Here is a 16,146-nt window from a genome sequence, read left to right as displayed (position 1 = left end):
TGTGAAGAAATACTTAGTTGCATTTTTATGCTTATTTATCCTTGTTGGATGTGGAAATGATAGTGAACCAAACGAGCAAGCAAAATCACCGGATAACACGGAAGCACAGTATACCGTTGTTTTTCGGGGATTGGACTTGCAGACGGAAGCTAATACTTATACCTTAACTGGTGAAGTGCGAGCTGAGAATGAGCAATTCTATTATCACCTAGAGCAAGGGGAAGAGGAATTGCACCCGGAAACAGTTTACGAATTAGAAGGAGAACCGGGAGTTTGGCAAAGTTTTGAAATTACTGAGGAGATTCCAGCATCTTCTTTTGAAAAGGAAGAAACACCGATCTTAACGTTATATGGTAAATCTCCAGACGGTGAAGTGCTCCACCCGAATTTTATCCCGATTGATATCACTGAATAAGAGAACAAAAGGAACTTCCATCAATAAGAAGTTCCTTTTTTCTATGTATTAATAGCCGTGTTTCTCGATCATTTCAATAACGCGCGGGGATAGTTGCTCCCACTCTACATCAAAGTGTTTATTGACGGTAATAAAGTTCTGATAGCCGAAAACGTTATCTACACCCTCAATAGTCATTAATTCATTTAGAATATCATACTCACTCGTATCTCCTGGCATGAGCGAATAGCTTTTTGTACCTTCAAAAATCACTTTATCAGATGTGAATTTCATCGCGTTTGGGTTTGGAGTACCCTCCATACGAATTGCCATCCTACACACTCCTCTTTTGTTCATACTTACTCATATAGTAGCAGATAAAGAGGAAATTATAAAGTAAAACTTCATACTGTGGTAGGGGTCGATGCTCAGGGTGTGCCGAGGCGGCGGGCGTTAAAACTCGCATTATGAGTTGGTGTTCCTTCTTCACTTAATGTTTAGTTGAACTGATTCGAAAGTTTATCACGTATTAACGGTCTGTAATACCCCCACTTCTAAACATGAGGGAAAACCAAATGTTAAGTGCAGGATATACAATCCGTAAATACCTGATTCTGTTCAACTAACATTCACTTTATAGGCTGTGTATCAATTTATAATTCTTTAGTTTTTTACGCTTTGAGGGACAGCACGTTAAAGGGACAAGGCTGGGAACTTACCACATTTGATTAGAGGTAAGCCCCAGCCTCGTTACTATTTATAGCTGCTCGTTATTTGTTAATTGCTGTTCCAGTTGCTGCAGCTCTTTTTGTTCTTCGGGCGTTGCTTCCTGGTAAGCTGCTTGGATTGCGTGTTGAACTGCTTCCTTGTCTGCTTCGGTCACATTTTCACCCATATTCATCATATCCATTACTCGTTGTCTAGCTTGCTGGAATAGTGATTGTTGTTCCATCTAATATCCTCCTCGTTTTTTCGCAAGTAAAAAGGGAAACGCTATTCACGTTTCCCTTTTAGTATGAACCCTTTTATTATTGCTATGCATACGCTCGTTTTAATTTGGTGTGTTCACTTTTAATTTTAAATATTCCTCTAAAAATGCTCCGATGCCATCTTCTTCGTTTGTTGCAGTGACATGTTTGGCGAGTGATTTCAGCTCATCAATTGCATTTCCCATAGCAACACCGACACCAGCATAATCAATCATTTCCAAATCATTGTCCTCGTCCCCGAATGCTATAATCTGGTCTTGCGGAATATCGAAGTAATGTGCGATTTTTTGAAGACCAACTGCCTTATTCATCCCTTTTTTAATGATTTCAATGACGTTCCACGGCGCACCCCATTTACGGTGCTCAATCACTTCAGCATGGTAGTCGTCAAGGTGGCTTCTCAATTGCTGCACTTGTTCTTCCTCTGGATAAACGAGGATCGATGTAGGATCTTCCTCAAGTTTTTGCTTTAAGTTTCCAATTACATAAGGGGCTTCATCTTCAATTTCATCAAAGAAGCCAATCAGTTTGCAGTCGAAGGAGTCGATATACACATCATCCAGCACTTCAGCTAAGATATTATTGACACGTAAGTCATAGCAAGCTTCAATAATCTTATGTGCTGTCCGGATTGGCATCGGGGTATGTAAAGCATCCCAGTTTCTGTTTTGCGGATGGTGGATAAGAGCCCCGTTGAAGTTTACCATTGGTGTATCTAATCCAAGCTCATAATAATAATTAATACTGGCCCGGTGTGGTCTTCCAGTCGAGATAACTACTATATGTCCCTCTTCTTTTGCTTTGAAAAGCACTTGTTTCGTTCGTTCACTAATCTTCTTATCATCTGTCAGTAATGTCCCGTCTAAATCGAGCGCAATCATATGTTTTTTCATAATTTTTCAATCACCTCATCTTGTAACTAAGTCTATAAGAGAAAGGCCTGTAAGTAAAGTAAATTTATTTTAACAGCAGTCAGTTTATCACGCATTAACGGACTGTAACACTCCCACTTCTAAACATGAGGGAAGCCCAACAGGTGAAGGTGAGGGATATACAGTCCGTAAATCCCTGATTCTGTTCAACTAACATTCAGTGGGGAGATACGGACCCCACTGAGTGAAGTTTCACTTTAGCAGGTTTCAGACTGGCGGACGAGTTTAAATATCGGTAACATAGGAGTGAGGTGAAAAGTGATGATTGGAATAGAGAAAGAAAAAATAGGAAATATACCGAGTTTAATCGTTGTAGAAACCAAAGATAAGGATAAAGCATTACCGACTGTCATCTTTTTCCATGGCTTTACAAGTGCAAAGGAACATAATCTCCCGATAGCCTTCTTACTTGCTGAAAAAGGTTACCGTGTCATACTTCCTGATAGCGAACTTCATGGAGAAAGGGAAATCAATACATCCGAACGGAAACGGCAAATATCTTTCTGGGATATTGTACTTAAAAATGTACAAGAGTTGGAAGAAATCAAAAAGGCGCTGGATGCAGAAGGCTTGATTTTGGATGATAGAGTTGGTGTAGCGGGAACGAGTATGGGGGGAATTACAACATCAGCAGCATTAACTCAATATGACTGGATCAAGTCAGCCGTTATCTTGATGGGTTCCCCACGCATTACAACATTTGCGAAAACACTCGTCGAAAGCTTCAAAAAAGAGGGAGCCTTGCCAGTAACCGACGAACAAATTGAGGCATTGTACGATCAACTGGAGAGATGTGATTTATCCCTTCAACCGGACAAGTTAAACGGGCGGCCAATATTGTTCTGGCACGGCGGGCAGGATACAGTTGTTCCATTTGATCACTCGTATACATTTTACGATGAAGTAAAAAAGCAGTATGAGAATGAAGAAGATATCCAGTTTATCAAAGAGGCAAATGCCGGACATAAAGTAAGCAGGCGTGCTATCCTAGAATTAGTAAAATGGTTCCGTGCGAATCTGTAACAGTTTATACGGATTCAAATACTTAATATTTTACTGGAATTATGGTTTAATAAAGAAAAGAAGGGAAAAAGGAGGTTCGTAAAATGGATGAAGCGACAAAAGAGTATCTAATGGGAGCACTGGAAAATGTGATTGACCCTGAATTAGGTATAGATATTGTTAACCTCGGTTTAGTTTACGATGTTGATCTTGATGAAGAAGGTTTATGTACGGTTACGATGACCCTAACAACGATGGGGTGCCCGCTTGCCGGTCATATTGAACAGGACATAAGATTTGCCTTAGCCGATCTTCCGGAAGTTAAAGAGACGAAAACAAATATCGTATGGGATCCGCCATGGGGCAAAGACAAAATGTCCCGCTATGCTAAAATAGCACTGGGCATCCCGGATTAATCTAATATTAAACATAAAGAAAGCAGCTACCAAGACGGAGCTGCTTTTTAAAATGGTAACTCAACAGTCATTTGAGAGTTAGGTTATAAGAAAAAGATTACAAGCAATCCAACAACGACACAGTAATAGGAGAAGTATTTCAGATTACCATGTGCCATAATATTCATAAACCACTTCAATGCAAAGTAAGTCGCAACAAAAGAAGTAACAAAGGCAATGATATTCGGAATGAGTAGCGCTTGGAACTCCGGACTTGCAACCAATGACGGAACTTCCAGAATGGTTGTCCCTAAACTGACCGGAATATAAAGTAAGAATGCAAAGCGTAGTGCGGTATCCTGTCTCATCCCGACAAGCATCGCGGAAACAATACTTGCACCAGAACGGCTGATTCCCGGTGTAACGGCAACTGCTTGGGCAAGACCGACAATTACAGCATCTTTCATCGTTAAATCGCCCTCAAGTCGTCTCCCGCGAAGATTACGGATGAACCAAATAGCTACTGCTGTAATTAATAAAGTAACACCAACTACATTTGTCCCGCTCAACACTTCTCCAAGATAATCGCCAAATAATACACCGACCACACCAACCGGAATAGTTGCAATTACGAGATAAACGACAAACATAAAGTCACTTCTTGCCGTTTTATCTCTTTTAAATAGAAATAGGTACGTATTTTTGATTAGTCGGATGATGTCTTCCTTGTAAATTAATAAAACAGCGAGTAAAGAAGCGAAGTTTACGAAAATCTCAAATGAAAGTCCTTTTGCCTCAATCCCAAAGAGCTCGCGGAAAATAATCAAATGTCCGCTTGAAGAAATTGGAATCGGTTCGGTAACCCCTTGTACAAGTCCAAGAATGAAATACTGAATAATAACAATTAAATCTTGAATGAAATCCATCCTATTCTCCCCTTTAATACATCGAATCCATCCTCAAATAGACAAGTTCCTATTTTTAACTAGGTGAATAGTCTAATTGGTGAGGAGGGTTGATTGATGTGACAATGAAACATGATTCTAAAAAAATGTATGAACAATGTAAAAAACATATGCATTCTTATGTGCTTATTGAAACGATAGAAGGGGCTCGTATTGATGGCATCATCACTGGCTTAGATGATGAATATGTATATATGGCCGTTCCTATCGATGCACAGACACAAATGGCAGAAGCCCCTCATGATGAAGGGCATGATTACCGGCAATTTGGACCATATGGCTGGTATGGACCAGGATTTGGGTATGTTCCTCCAAGACGGTTCAGCCGGGTGATTCTTCCACTCGCAGCCCTTGCAACACTTGGCTTACTTGCGTGGTATTAATACAAATAACAAACCCTTGCCACTTTCCTTGGCGGCAAGGGTTTGTTATTTGTTAATTTTTCTTCTCTTTTAATATTACGTCGCCCATCAAGAAAGTGACAATCATAAAAATCACTGCCAAAATGACCGCTTCAGATAAGATGAATGGTTCACCAGCCATACTTGTTAGCACGTATGTAACAGCCGCACTAATTAGCAGTGACCAAATAATCGTGAAGATGTAACGCATATTCTACACCCCGCATTTCAAAAATTTCATATGTAAAAAGATTGAATGCTACTTAAATAATATCCTTCTATAGTTTAACAAAGAACGAAAAAAAATAAAAGCCTTAATCCTGACATATACTAATGAAAAGTAAGATTGACTCTATATTTGTTAGAACAAAGGGGGAAACAAGCACGATGGAAGTCCTTGTTTTCAATGTTTCACACTGGATTGGCTATCATATTGCCAATCGACTTTTGCAGGAAGGGTATAAAGTGAAGGGAATAGAGGGGGAGGCATTCAATAATCATCTAATAGATTTTTTCTTAAGAAACAGTAATTTTGAATTAATCACAAGTAGAGCTGAAATAACTATTCCGCTCGCTATCTGTGTGGGAGAGATACCTGAACGAGTCGAATGCAATTATGATCAACTTATTCAAATCAATGGAAAAAACCCCCATTCTACAGATACAATAGCAATCCACATCCCTTATTTATTTGGTGAATGGATGCCGATGACAAAAGAAGCATGTTACATTGAAGGAAATCGCGTCAGTTTTTCTTCTCAAGAGTTCCTAGAAGAAGGCGTATATATTAAAGATTTTCTTGAATTATTGCTCAAGTTGTTGGAAAGTCCACCAGCAGGTCAAGTATTCTTTGTGAGATCTGCACGAAATCAAAGTTTAAAAGGGAAAAAACTTGAAAAAACTTTCCTATTAGATGAAAATATTGCTATAGAAAAAAATTTAATTCAAGTAAAGGAACATTTTCATAAGTTCCAAACTCTTTATCCTATCGTGGAGGATAGACTTTAATAACATATAAACAGGAGGGGCAGTATGAAAAAACAACTGATACTTACCATTATAATAATGATTATGATACTGCCTGGCTGTAGTTATGTTTCAGATGATAATAATTTGCAAAATGCAGGAATGCTGTTTGAATCGGAAATTGCAGGAAATGCCTGGAATGAGAAGGGATATGAAGGCTTACTTGCGATTGAGCAGGAATTCAATATCGATGTCTTTTATAAGGAAAATACTAGTAAAGAAAATGATGTTATTCAAGCTGTTGATGAATTTGTCCAAGAAGGTGTCAATCTGATTATTGGGCATGGAAATAGTTATGGACACCACTTTGTCGATCTAACGAAAACGTATCCGGAAGTACAATTCATCTATATGAACGGGGACTTGTATAATCCGAAAGTTACAAGCTTAAATTTCGATTCCCATGCGATGGGTTTCTTTGGTGGAATGGTTGCTGGTGAAATGACAGAGACTGATGAAATTGGTGTGATTGCTGTCTTTAGTTGGCAAGCTGAACTGGAGGGTTTTTATGAAGGGGTAAAGTATCAGAACCCGAAAGCGGAAGTTCATATTGATTTCGTCAATGATTGGGATGACAAAGAACAGGCGATGATCATTTATAATGAATTTGTAGCAGCAGGGACGGATGTTATAGTTCCAGTCGGAAATGCGTATAGCAAGGCAGTAATTGAAGCGGCGGCAAAAGATGATATTTATTCGATTGGTTATGTTGCAGATCAGCATGAGTTGGCGCCGGAACATGTACTTACGAGCATGATTCAGCATGTCGAAGCTGTTTATCTGAATGCAGCTGAGGATTTTAATGAAGAAGCATTGATGGGCGGAATCCGTTCTTATGATTTTCATGATGATTATATCACATTAGGCATGTTCAATGAGAAGATAAACAGTAATTTTGAGAAAAAAATCACAGAAGCGATAGAAGAATATAAGAAAACGAACTTGCTGCCCATTGAGAACTAAGGAGCATGTTAGAATCTCCCTCTTGTCAGGAGGGATTTTTTGCTTTAAAATTAGTACCAAGTCATAATATTTACTCGTATAGATTTCTCTTAACAGAAGCGATACAAAATAGATTGTTAGTATTAGTTAAACCTTGGGAGGAAGTATGAAGGAGATGTTAAAATGAATGTAGGTATCTTGGGAACTGGCCATTATGTACCGACAAAGGTCATGACGAATAAAGACATGGAAAAGATTGTAGACACAACAGATGAATGGATCCGCACGCGAACTGGAATTGAGGAAAGAAGATTTGCAGAAGATGAAATCGACACATCCGATATGGCTTATCACGCTGCAAAGGAGGCGCTTAAGGAAGCAAATATTTCTCCAGAAGAAATTGATTTAATCCTAGTTGCAACGGTGACGCCAGATACACCATTTCCATCGGTTTCCTGTATGATTCAAGATCGGCTCGGTGCAACAAATGCGGCGGCACTAGATCTCGGAGCCGCATGTGCCGGGTTTGTATATGGCCTTGTAACAGCTACACAGTTTGTCAAAGCAGGTGCGTATAAAAACGTGCTTGTTGTCGGAGCGGATAAGCTTTCTAAAATTATTGACTGGGAAGATCGTTCAACTTGTGTTCTCCTGGGTGATGGTGCAGGTGCCATTGTTGTTGGTGAAGTTGGAGAAGGGAAAGGAGTCCTTTCTTTTGAATTAGGTTCGAAAGGTTCTGGCGGGAAAGATTTATTACAAAATAAAGAAGGATTTATGGAAATGAATGGGCGAGAGGTATTTAAATTCGCTGTCCGTCAGATGCCGGAATCAACGGTAAATGTTGTAGAAAAGATTGGCCTTCAGAAGGAAGATGTGGATTACCTCGTTCCGCATCAGGCGAATATTCGTATCATGGATGCAGCAAGAGAACGTCTCGGTATGGCTTCAGATAAAATGGCCAAAACGATAACGAAATATGGAAATAATTCTTCCGCGTCTATACCTATGGCTTTATCTGAGTCTGTAAAGAATGGTAATATCAAAGATAATGATTTAATCGTATTAGTCGGATTTGGCGGCGGGTTAGCATGGGGAGCTGCGGCAATCCGCTGGGGAGTCTGATTAGATTGGAAAGGAGCAGAACAATGGATGAAAGAAGAGTAGTAGTAACTGGCCTAGGTGCAGTAACTCCGGTCGGTAATGATGTTACAGCAATGTGGGACAGCATTAAAAATGGAAAATCTGGAATCGATATTGCAACTCGTGTTGATGTGGAGCAATATTCAGCGAAAGTTGCCGCTGAGGTGAAGGGCTTTACACCGGAAGATTATGTGGAGAAGAAAGAGGTCCGTCGTATGGACCCATTTACACAATATGCGGTGGCAGCTGCGAAAATGGCTGTAGAAGATGCAAAGCTTGTCATTGATGATAGTAATGCACACCGGGTAGGTGTCTGGATTGGTTCTGGAATTGGCGGGATGAAAACATGGGAAGATCAGCATTTGAAGTTGATTGAAAAAGGCCCACGCCGGGTCAGCCCATTTTTTGTGCCAATGATGATCCCTGATATGGCGGCAGGACAAGTCTCCATTCAGTTGGGTGCAAAAGGAATTAACTCTTGTACCGTAACTGCTTGTGCCTCTGGAGCAAGTTCGATAGGTGATGCATATCATGCGGTCAAACGCGGCGACGTTGATTATATTATCGCAGGTGGGACGGAAGCACCGATTTCCAACATGGCATTTGCCGGTTTTTCTTCCGCGAAAGCTTTATCAACGAACCCGGATCCAAAAACCGCAAGTCGCCCATTCGATAAAAACCGTGATGGGTTTGTAATGGGGGAAGGTGCTGGAATCTTAATTCTTGAAACATTGGAATCCGCTTTGGAACGTGATGCGACTATTTACGGGGAGATTGTCGGTTATGGTGCAACAGGGGATGCATATCATATTACCGCCCCTGCAGAGAACGGGGAAGGAGCGGCCCGCGCAATGCAAATGGCAATTGATGCTGCCGGGATTTCGCCGAATGAAGTCGATTATATTAATGCGCATGGAACAAGTACAGATTTAAATGATAAATATGAAACGACTGCAATTAAAGCAGTATTTGGCGATCATGCATATAATCTTACCGTTTCTTCGACAAAATCGATGACGGGACACTTGCTGGGAGCTGCTGGCGGGATTGAGTCTGTCATTTCCTTAAAAGCAATTCAGGAAGGGATTGTACCTCCAACCATCAACTATGAGACACCAGATGAGGAATGCGATCTTGACTATGTACCGAATGAAGCGAGAAAACAAGATGTAAACGTCGTTGTAAGTAATTCGCTTGGATTTGGCGGGCATAATGTGTCATTAGTATTTAAAAAATACGAGGCTTAATAGATGAAGAAGCTGATCCTTTTGCGGTCTGCTTCTTTTTGTTTTCCCTTATTGAGACCAAGCATTAAAAACACGGGACAAGCATACGATGTAACAAGAAGCGGGACGATTGGCTGGTCCGTATGGGTGGTGTTTTCATGTTCTATATATTTTGGTTTCTAATCGGTTTTGGCTTAACGGTCACTGGCGGAGTCACGTTCATTGGTTATCTTAATTTGCTTCCTGCCGGGGTATCCTGGTTAGAATTTCTGCAATTTATTACACTGCGAATAGAATGCTATTTTTTCCCTATTGGTATCGTCATTATGCTGCTTGTTCTGTATCGCTACCCGAATAATTCCTAAACCGTTACGAGCGGATGAGAATAAATTCATTCTTTATTGGTCATAATGATTCTAGATTAATTTTCCAAAGAGGTGAGGGTGAAATGCTATATTTACATGATGTTTGGGTAAATTGGTTTGAAAGTGAAGAGAACGGTTATCAAGTTGCCCGTTACCATGAGTGGAGGAAGGAAGATAAGATCGAATTATTGGACCAGACACCTTTGTTATACATAAAGAATGATCTATTTGAGTATATTGAGAATGATTTGCAAGAGATTCCGGAGAGCCTATTAGATACAATTTATAAACGTTCATACAACCGGAAAGGCCAGAACCGGAAAGCTATCGAATATGCTTGTGTCATTACGAACGGGGTGGAGACCCTCGCATTTGATACGATTGGTTATACCATTCCTGTTCGAAAAAGCCGGCTTATTCCAAGGCAGGAGCAGCTCGTCTATGATATGATCAAATCTGCAAAAGCTCAGAATTACGGTTTTAAAAAGAGAAATTACAAGAAAGAGTATCATATTTTATCGATGTCACCTGAACAAGTATTTGGCTTAACGCGGCGGGAGCGAGAGATTAAACATATCCTTATGATAGCCCTTGATCAACTGAAAAGTTCCGGAAATCTGGAAGAGTTGAGATACTGGTTGACTGAATGGGACCCGAAGCTTTACCCGACAGTGAAATTTCTAAACGCTGATGCAGCGTGGGAAAAGCTCTATTCCGGTATTAAGGAAGGATTTAGCAAAAATCATGAAGAATTCTGTGAAAAGATTGTCCGCGGTCAGCCATTTTTAGAAAAACTGTGGGACTTGGAAAAGGAATATGCACAAGACACATCAAAATCTTGAAAAACATACCGATTCACCACTGGAAAGTGAATCGGTATTATTATTTATTTTTTCACACGTCCCAAGCCCATTGCTTTCTTCGCTTTGGCCACAGTTTTATTGGCGATTGCGGAGGCACGATCTGCTCCCTCGTCAAGAATCGTATCAAGCTCAGGAGAGTCGATTAACGCTTTGTATCTTTCTTGGATAGGCTTAAGAAGATTAACCACAGCGTCAGCCACACCTTGTTTGAAATCCCCATAACCTTTCCCTTCATATTTCTTCTCCAACTCCTCAATCGATTCACCAGTACAGCTCGAATAGATTGTTAACAGGTTGGAAACGCCGGGTTTGTTCTCTTTATCATATTTGACAATTCCTTCAGAGTCAGTCACTGCACTCTTGATTTTCTTCTCAATTTGTTTCGGCTCGTCAAGCATGGAAATAAATCCTCTTTGATTTTCGTCCGATTTACTCATTTTCTTTGTCGGCTCCTGTAGCGACATGATACGCGCTCCGACCTCCGGGATACGGATCTCCGGGATGGTAAAGATATCATTGAAACGATTATTGAATCGCTGTGCAAGGTCCCGCGTCAATTCCATATGCTGCTTCTGGTCATCGCCAACAGGTACAAGATTCGCCTGATACAGCAGAATATCTGCCGCCATGAGCGCAGGATAGGTAAGTAATGCTGAGGACACAGCTTCCTTTCCTGTCGATTTATCTTTATACTGGGTCATTCGCTCCAATTCACCGACATAACTGATCGATTGCAGCATCCAGCCGAGCTGTGTGTGTGCTGGAACCTCCGATTGGATAAATAATGTCGCTTTCTTAGGATCAAGCCCAGAAGCCAAATACAGCGCTGCAAGCGAACGGATATTTTTCCTCATTTCCAAGCGATCTTGCGGCACAGTAATAGCATGTTCATCTACAATGCAGAAGTAACATTGATATTCGTCTTGAAGCTCCACGAACTGGCGGATCGCTCCTAAATAATTTCCAAGTGTCAATGTCCCACTCGGCTGAATTCCTGAAAAAATCGTTTGCATACGAAACACTCCTTTAAATTGTCCATAAAAAAAGCCCATTCGCATCCCTATGGAAGGGACGAATGAACCGTGGTGCCACCCTTATTATCCTGCTTTTACAGGATCACTCAAATGTTAATATAAGCTCAGAAGCCCAATTCCAATTTGCCTTGATACTTGTTTCCACCAACCACAAGCTCTCTATCATTCAGCGGGCAATTGTACTATATCTCCGTCATTGCTTGAAATATTTATTTTAATTTATTATATAGAGTTTTTGAGGGGAATGCAAGGCAAGGGGGAGAAGAAAGAGATTTGTGAAGTGACGCTAGCGGTCGTGGAGAAAGGGTGGGGCGGGCACTCTCCAATAACGCGCCCATTTTGTTTTAATGGGAAAATAATTGGCATTTATTTTCCCATCAGCACGCTCGCCAAATTCCAAAGGGAAAATAACCGAGCTTTATTCTCCGACCAGCACGTTCATCTTGCTCTAAAGGGAAAATAACGAGCGTTTATTTTCCCATAAGCATGCTCGCCTTATTCCAAAGGGAAAACACTTGAGCTTTATTCTCCGCTGCTCAGCACGTTCATCTTGCTCTAAAGGGAAAATAACGAGCATTTATTTTCCCATAAGCATGCTCGCCTTATTCCAAAGGGAAAACAACCGAGCTTTATTCTCCCATCAGCACGCTCGTCTTGTTCTAAAGGGAAAACAACGGGTATTTATTTTCCCATAAGCATGCTCGCCTTATCCCAAAGGGAAAACAATCGAGCTTTATTTTCCGCTCGGCACGTTCATCTTGCTCTATAGGGAAAACAACGGGTATTTATTTCCCATAAGCGTGCTTGCCTTACTCCAAAGGGAAAACACTTGAGCTTTATTCTCCGCTCAGCACGTTCATCTTGCTCTAAAGGGAAAAAACGGGCATTTATTTTCCCATAAGCATGCTCGCCTTATTCCAAAGGGAAAACATTCGGCTTTATTTTCGCACCAGCACCCACGTCTATCCCCACTAGTCAAATAAATATCTCCAACCTGTCAGTTCATGATGTGATTAGTGATCCTAGTCACTTATAGTATCTGCTTTTATACTCTCCGACAGATTTAAAGTTGTTAGATAATATTCTCCAGATCACCTTTTTGGATAAAACTTCCCCACACCACTTATAAATTTCCCTCGTGGTAAGCTTTCTTTCAGGAAACAGTAGCTAAAACTCCTCTACTTGACGCAAGACTGTTGTTGCAACGGATTCCTTGTGCCCACATGACTCACATTTACAAATTCCCCTTCCCGAGACCATAGAAAACATCCTACAAGCTGGGCAAATAATTCCCTTTTGTAATTCTTCATAACGAAAAGAAGGTAATCTTTGATGGGGAGATTCTGTTTTGTTGAGCTGCAGTAATTTGGCAGCAATTCTTTCCGATTTATTAGTTAATTTTATCGCTTGATTGTTTATCATTCTTAAATGATTAGTTATTTGATTTGGGAAAATAATTGGACTGTCGAGTGGAGCTTGATAGAGAGTGAATGCTGGATGGGTAAATACAACGTTAGCTTCAATTGGAGTGTTCAAGCCGAGGCTGAGGAGCAGTTGCCGGAGAAGGGATGCTGTTCTATTGAGTTGAAGCAATGGGTTGTTCAATTCGCGTCGAGGTTTTTTATAAAATTTATCTCCTTCAAGGTAAAAATCACCTTCAAAGTTTTTCACTTCATACAAGAAAATTCTAGTCTCGGTTAAAATTAAACAATCAATTTGAAATGTTGTTTGGTTATGCTCAATCAATAGATTATTTAAAACAAGACGATCACCTTCCGTTTTTGACGCGAGGTCGGTGAATAAAAGTTCACCTTCATGGCCTTTTTTTAGATTAAGAAAATATCTGTTTTCTTCAGCAGATAACTTTTTTCGCTTACTTAACGATTCGAGGAGCAATAATTCTTTTGGTTTTGGAGGAAGTACAATGGCTTTCATGTCTCATATTCCTTTCTTATCTTTTTTTAAGAGTTGTCCCGATAATTATAACTCAAATCGAACTAATCTGTCATTTAGAAATAAAACAAATGAACCGCCATTCAATTTATGGTAAATTTAAGATAATAAAAATATAGGGGAGATTTCATGTTCATCCAAATAGAAAAAAACGTGGGAGCTGTGGGCGAGGTTCAATTTATCGAAGGAATTGTAGCTCTCGGAAAAATAAAATTAAATGTTTATAGTTTTGCGTTAGATGGTATTTTAATTGATACGGGGTCGCCAAGATTGCTGCGTGCTTTTCAGCCGTTTTTTGAAAGGTCCAATGCCGAGAAAGTGATGCTGACTCATTCCCATGAAGATCATGTCGGGGGTGCCGCTTATTTGCAAAAAGAATATAATCTGCCTGTTTTTATGAATGAATCAGGTATACAGCAATGTGCGAGAAACGCAGATTATCCATTCTACCGGAAATTCTTCTGGGGGAAAAGGGAGCCATTCCACGCTGAACCGATCGGGGAAACATTTTCATCACGAACTGCAACATGGGATGTAATCGAAACACCTGGTCATGCGGAAGATCATCTTTCCTTCTTGAACAGGGAGACAGGCCAGTTATTCTCCGGGGATTTATTTGTCACCCCAGTGACAAAATTGATACTTGCAAATGAGAGTGTTCCGACGATCATCGATTCGATTAAGCATGTACTCAAGCTGGACTTTGAGGAAATATTTTGCTGTCATGCCGGGTATGTAAATAATGGCCGGAAGATGCTCGGGAGAAAGTTGCAGTATTTAGAAGAATTGGAAACGAAGATTTTGGAGATGAATGCGCAAGGCTATCGTGAGAAAGAAATTCAAAAGGAATTGTTTAAGAAGAAGTATCCGATTACTTATTTGTCTCGCGGTGAATGGGATTCTATTCATATTATTCGTTCCGTTCTAAGAGATTCAAACAAAGGCGACTAAGCAAAATGAGGGGAGGAGTGGGTACGACAGCACTCGACAACTTTTGAAAATTAAGTTGTTTTTACCATTCAACTACACAAGTTTTTCCGATATACTAGGGTGAGAGATTAGCAGGTTAGGAGATTGATAGGTAATGGGGAACTTACAAAATTGGCTTAAAATTTTTACAGGAATAATCCTGTTAGGGATTATTTTACCTGCTGGCGTATACGCAGAAACAGAAGAATCGGTGGCTGTTAGCAAGCATGCGGAAAGAGAGACAAGTATTGAATTATATGATGTAGAAAAGCGGATGAAGCGATTTGCCTTTGATTCGGGATTTCATTTTGAATATCCGGATGCCGTTCGGGGGATTTACGTAACAGGTAATTCAGCTGGCGGCAGCAAGTTTGAAGATCTTCTTAATCTTGTGGAAACAACAGATTTAAATGCGATGGTAATTGATATAAAAGAAGACCATGGTAATTTAACATTCAAGCCTGATGAAGATTCTCCTTATGCAGATATCGCAGAGAACTATATTTCCGATCCAGAAGCGATGATGAAAGTTCTTGAAGAAAAGGAAATTTATCCGATTGCAAGAATTGTCGTTTTTAAAGATTCCGTTCTAGCAAAAGAGCGTCCCCATCTTTCGTTTACGGAAAATGGGAAAGTATGGGTGAACAATCGCGGTGAAGCCTTTGTAAATCCTTTTGAAAAAGAAGTCTGGGAATATAACGTCGAGATTGCGAAACTCGCTGTAGAACTCGGATTCCAAGAAATTCAGTTTGATTACGTTCGTTTTCCAGAAGGATTTGAAAAAAAGGATGAAAGCTTATCTTATACGCACGGGGATTATGAAGATCTTGATATGAACAATATCAAGAAGCGTGTTGAAGCTGTTACTGACTTTGTTGCTTATGCGAGAGAAGAATTATCTACATATGGGGTTGACGTGTCTGTTGATATATTCGGTTACGCAGCGACACTGGAGGAAACTCCAGGAATTGGACAAAACTTTTCAAGAATCTCGGATAATGTCGATATCATTTCATCCATGATTTATCCGAGCCATTGGACGAGTTATTTCGGTATTGAAAAGCCGGATACAGAACCGTATCGGCTTGTGACCGAATATGCTAAAGTGGAAAATGAAGTACTTGGTGCTCTCGACAGTCCGCCGGTATCTAGGCCATGGCTTCAAGATTTTGAGGCACCTTGGTTGTACAGCGGACCAGCAAAACAATACGGGAAAGCGGAAGTAGAAGCACAAATTCGCGCGCTCTATGAAAACGGCATTGACGAATTTCTTTTATGGAATGCAAGTAACGTTTATACGGAAAATGTCGATTATTTAATAGGAAAAGAATAGAGAATTGGGACACGGGGGTCAGAGATCGTGTCCCGGTTTTTTCAATTAACTAGGAATTAAAGGGTTTAATTGAAAACAGTTCGGGTACAATACCGAGTAGACAGTCGTTTATGCGGGCGAATTGGAAATCTACAAATAATCGTGATTACCCCCTACTTTTTTAACGGGAAATGTAGTATACTATAAAAGGGTTTTATTTAAACTTATTTTAATATAA

At 40.2% G+C, this 16,146-nt stretch carries 19 protein-coding genes and 1 other annotated feature; of the genes, 12 read left to right on the top strand and 7 right to left on the bottom strand.

From position 1 onward, the window contains the following. The first annotated feature begins 1 nt into the window (after position 1). On the top strand, positions 2–415 hold the full coding sequence (locus GN217_RS01490) for a putative periplasmic lipoprotein (protein WP_156854596.1): 414 nt from the start codon (positions 2–4) through the stop codon (positions 413–415). 48 nt (positions 416–463) lie between these two features. Here the strand turns inward: GN217_RS01490 and GN217_RS01485 are convergent, their stop codons facing one another. From GN217_RS01485 to GN217_RS01475, 3 genes are all read right to left on the bottom strand, one after another. Further along, positions 464–727, bottom strand: a complete 264-nt coding sequence (locus tag GN217_RS01485) for a NifU N-terminal domain-containing protein (protein WP_156854594.1) — start codon at positions 725–727, stop codon at positions 464–466. Between the two features lie 424 nt (positions 728–1,151). After that, positions 1,152–1,346 carry a DUF3813 family protein gene (locus tag GN217_RS01480; RefSeq protein WP_156854592.1) on the bottom strand — a complete coding sequence of 65 codons (195 nt, stop codon included), beginning with the start codon at positions 1,344–1,346 and terminating at the stop codon, positions 1,152–1,154. A gap of 99 nt (positions 1,347–1,445) precedes the next feature. Continuing rightward, on the bottom strand, positions 1,446–2,276 hold the full coding sequence (locus GN217_RS01475) for a Cof-type HAD-IIB family hydrolase (RefSeq protein WP_156854590.1): 831 nt from the start codon (positions 2,274–2,276) through the stop codon (positions 1,446–1,448). Positions 2,277–2,576: 300 nt separating this feature from the next. Here GN217_RS01475 and yjfP point away from each other — a divergent pair, with 300 nt between their 5' ends. Together yjfP and GN217_RS01465 are read left to right on the top strand one after the other, a co-directional pair. Then, positions 2,577–3,338, top strand: a complete 762-nt coding sequence (gene yjfP / locus GN217_RS01470) for an esterase (RefSeq protein WP_156854997.1) — start codon at positions 2,577–2,579, stop codon at positions 3,336–3,338. An 83-nt stretch (positions 3,339–3,421) separates the two neighbouring features. Beyond that, positions 3,422–3,733, top strand: coding sequence for a metal-sulfur cluster assembly factor (locus GN217_RS01465; protein ID WP_156854588.1), 312 nt, complete (start codon positions 3,422–3,424; stop codon positions 3,731–3,733). Between the two features lie 83 nt (positions 3,734–3,816). On the opposite strand, the gene GN217_RS01460 is transcribed toward GN217_RS01465, so the two are convergent. Beyond that, positions 3,817–4,629: an undecaprenyl-diphosphate phosphatase gene (locus GN217_RS01460; protein ID WP_370459698.1), complete on the bottom strand. Its 813-nt coding sequence runs from the start codon at positions 4,627–4,629 to the stop codon at positions 3,817–3,819. Between the two features lie 113 nt (positions 4,630–4,742). Here GN217_RS01460 and GN217_RS01455 point away from each other — a divergent pair, with 113 nt between their 5' ends. Then, positions 4,743–5,060: a hypothetical protein gene (locus GN217_RS01455; protein WP_156854995.1), complete on the top strand. Its 318-nt coding sequence runs from the start codon at positions 4,743–4,745 to the stop codon at positions 5,058–5,060. 52 nt (positions 5,061–5,112) lie between these two features. Here GN217_RS01455 and GN217_RS01450 read toward each other — a convergent pair whose 3' ends face one another. Further along, on the bottom strand, positions 5,113–5,289 hold the full coding sequence (locus tag GN217_RS01450) for a DUF2929 family protein (RefSeq protein ID WP_156854584.1): 177 nt from the start codon (positions 5,287–5,289) through the stop codon (positions 5,113–5,115). A 176-nt stretch (positions 5,290–5,465) separates the two neighbouring features. Between GN217_RS01450 and GN217_RS01445 the strand changes: the two genes are divergently transcribed. The 6 genes from GN217_RS01445 (at position 5,466) to GN217_RS01420 (ending at position 10,619) form a co-directional block, all read left to right on the top strand. Next, entirely contained in the window at positions 5,466–6,086 is a 621-nt protein-coding gene (locus GN217_RS01445; protein ID WP_198042554.1) for a hypothetical protein, read from the top strand. Positions 6,087–6,110: 24 nt separating this feature from the next. Further along, a complete protein-coding gene (locus tag GN217_RS01440) occupies positions 6,111–7,067 on the top strand; it encodes a BMP family ABC transporter substrate-binding protein (RefSeq protein WP_156854580.1) in 957 nt (318 codons plus the stop codon). Positions 7,068–7,229: 162 nt separating this feature from the next. Further along, positions 7,230–8,168 (top strand): beta-ketoacyl-ACP synthase III, encoded by a 939-nt coding sequence (locus tag GN217_RS01435; protein WP_156854578.1) that lies wholly within the window; start codon positions 7,230–7,232, stop codon positions 8,166–8,168. Positions 8,169–8,191: 23 nt separating this feature from the next. Then, the gene (gene fabF, locus GN217_RS01430) at positions 8,192–9,433 is read left to right on the top strand and encodes a beta-ketoacyl-ACP synthase II (RefSeq protein ID WP_156854576.1); all 1,242 of its coding nucleotides are present in this window, start codon (positions 8,192–8,194) and stop codon (positions 9,431–9,433) included. A gap of 137 nt (positions 9,434–9,570) precedes the next feature. Further along, positions 9,571–9,777, top strand: a complete 207-nt coding sequence (locus GN217_RS01425) for a YuzI family membrane protein (RefSeq protein WP_156854574.1) — start codon at positions 9,571–9,573, stop codon at positions 9,775–9,777. A gap of 83 nt (positions 9,778–9,860) precedes the next feature. Beyond that, positions 9,861–10,619 carry a DUF3603 family protein gene (locus GN217_RS01420; RefSeq protein WP_156854572.1) on the top strand — a complete coding sequence of 253 codons (759 nt, stop codon included), beginning with the start codon at positions 9,861–9,863 and terminating at the stop codon, positions 10,617–10,619. A 44-nt stretch (positions 10,620–10,663) separates the two neighbouring features. Here the strand turns inward: GN217_RS01420 and trpS are convergent, their stop codons facing one another. Both trpS and GN217_RS01410 read right to left on the bottom strand, forming a co-directional pair. Then, the gene (gene trpS, locus GN217_RS01415) at positions 10,664–11,653 is read right to left on the bottom strand and encodes a tryptophan--tRNA ligase (RefSeq protein WP_156854570.1); all 990 of its coding nucleotides are present in this window, start codon (positions 11,651–11,653) and stop codon (positions 10,664–10,666) included. Between the two features lie 51 nt (positions 11,654–11,704). Next, positions 11,705–11,880, bottom strand: a binding site (T-box leader). Positions 11,881–12,841: 961 nt separating this feature from the next. Beyond that, positions 12,842–13,609 carry a nuclease-related domain-containing protein gene (locus tag GN217_RS01410; RefSeq protein WP_232334292.1) on the bottom strand — a complete coding sequence of 256 codons (768 nt, stop codon included), beginning with the start codon at positions 13,607–13,609 and terminating at the stop codon, positions 12,842–12,844. A 147-nt stretch (positions 13,610–13,756) separates the two neighbouring features. Here GN217_RS01410 and GN217_RS01405 point away from each other — a divergent pair, with 147 nt between their 5' ends. Next, the gene (locus tag GN217_RS01405; RefSeq protein ID WP_156854568.1) at positions 13,757–14,578 is read left to right on the top strand and encodes an MBL fold metallo-hydrolase; all 822 of its coding nucleotides are present in this window, start codon (positions 13,757–13,759) and stop codon (positions 14,576–14,578) included. A gap of 133 nt (positions 14,579–14,711) precedes the next feature. Then, positions 14,712–15,929 (top strand): putative glycoside hydrolase, encoded by a 1,218-nt coding sequence (locus tag GN217_RS01400; protein ID WP_156854566.1) that lies wholly within the window; start codon positions 14,712–14,714, stop codon positions 15,927–15,929. Positions 15,930–16,146 lie beyond the last annotated feature (217 nt).

Source organism: Oceanobacillus sp. AG (assembly GCF_009746545.1).
In the GTDB taxonomy this organism is placed as follows: domain Bacteria; phylum Bacillota; class Bacilli; order Bacillales; family Amphibacillaceae; genus Oceanobacillus; species Oceanobacillus indicireducens.
Note: the sequence above shows the minus strand (reverse complement) of the source record. Positions and strands in the feature narration are given on the sequence as shown.

What these genes read in the sequence shown, in the direction of transcription:
- GN217_RS01480 (WP_156854592.1), bottom strand. Translation starts at nt 1,346, where the DNA reads ATGGAACAACAATCACTATTCCAGCAAGCTAGACAACGAGTAATGGAT.
- GN217_RS01440 (WP_156854580.1), top strand. Translation starts at nt 6,111, where the DNA reads ATGAAAAAACAACTGATACTTACCATTATAATAATGATTATGATACTG.
- GN217_RS01455 (WP_156854995.1), top strand. Translation starts at nt 4,743, where the DNA reads ATGAAACATGATTCTAAAAAAATGTATGAACAATGTAAAAAACATATG.
- GN217_RS01435 (WP_156854578.1), top strand. Translation starts at nt 7,230, where the DNA reads ATGAATGTAGGTATCTTGGGAACTGGCCATTATGTACCGACAAAGGTC.
- GN217_RS01485 (WP_156854594.1), bottom strand. Translation starts at nt 727, where the DNA reads ATGGCAATTCGTATGGAGGGTACTCCAAACCCAAACGCGATGAAATTC.
- trpS (WP_156854570.1), bottom strand. Translation starts at nt 11,653, where the DNA reads ATGCAAACGATTTTTTCAGGAATTCAGCCGAGTGGGACATTGACACTT.
- GN217_RS01410 (WP_232334292.1), bottom strand. Translation starts at nt 13,609, where the DNA reads ATGAAAGCCATTGTACTTCCTCCAAAACCAAAAGAATTATTGCTCCTC.
- fabF (WP_156854576.1), top strand. Translation starts at nt 8,192, where the DNA reads ATGGATGAAAGAAGAGTAGTAGTAACTGGCCTAGGTGCAGTAACTCCG.
- GN217_RS01465 (WP_156854588.1), top strand. Translation starts at nt 3,422, where the DNA reads ATGGATGAAGCGACAAAAGAGTATCTAATGGGAGCACTGGAAAATGTG.
- GN217_RS01400 (WP_156854566.1), top strand. Translation starts at nt 14,712, where the DNA reads ATGGGGAACTTACAAAATTGGCTTAAAATTTTTACAGGAATAATCCTG.
- yjfP (WP_156854997.1), top strand. Translation starts at nt 2,577, where the DNA reads ATGATTGGAATAGAGAAAGAAAAAATAGGAAATATACCGAGTTTAATC.
- GN217_RS01475 (WP_156854590.1), bottom strand. Translation starts at nt 2,276, where the DNA reads ATGAAAAAACATATGATTGCGCTCGATTTAGACGGGACATTACTGACA.
- GN217_RS01420 (WP_156854572.1), top strand. Translation starts at nt 9,861, where the DNA reads ATGCTATATTTACATGATGTTTGGGTAAATTGGTTTGAAAGTGAAGAG.
- GN217_RS01425 (WP_156854574.1), top strand. Translation starts at nt 9,571, where the DNA reads ATGTTCTATATATTTTGGTTTCTAATCGGTTTTGGCTTAACGGTCACT.
- GN217_RS01450 (WP_156854584.1), bottom strand. Translation starts at nt 5,289, where the DNA reads ATGCGTTACATCTTCACGATTATTTGGTCACTGCTAATTAGTGCGGCT.
- GN217_RS01445 (WP_198042554.1), top strand. Translation starts at nt 5,466, where the DNA reads ATGGAAGTCCTTGTTTTCAATGTTTCACACTGGATTGGCTATCATATT.
- GN217_RS01405 (WP_156854568.1), top strand. Translation starts at nt 13,757, where the DNA reads ATGTTCATCCAAATAGAAAAAAACGTGGGAGCTGTGGGCGAGGTTCAA.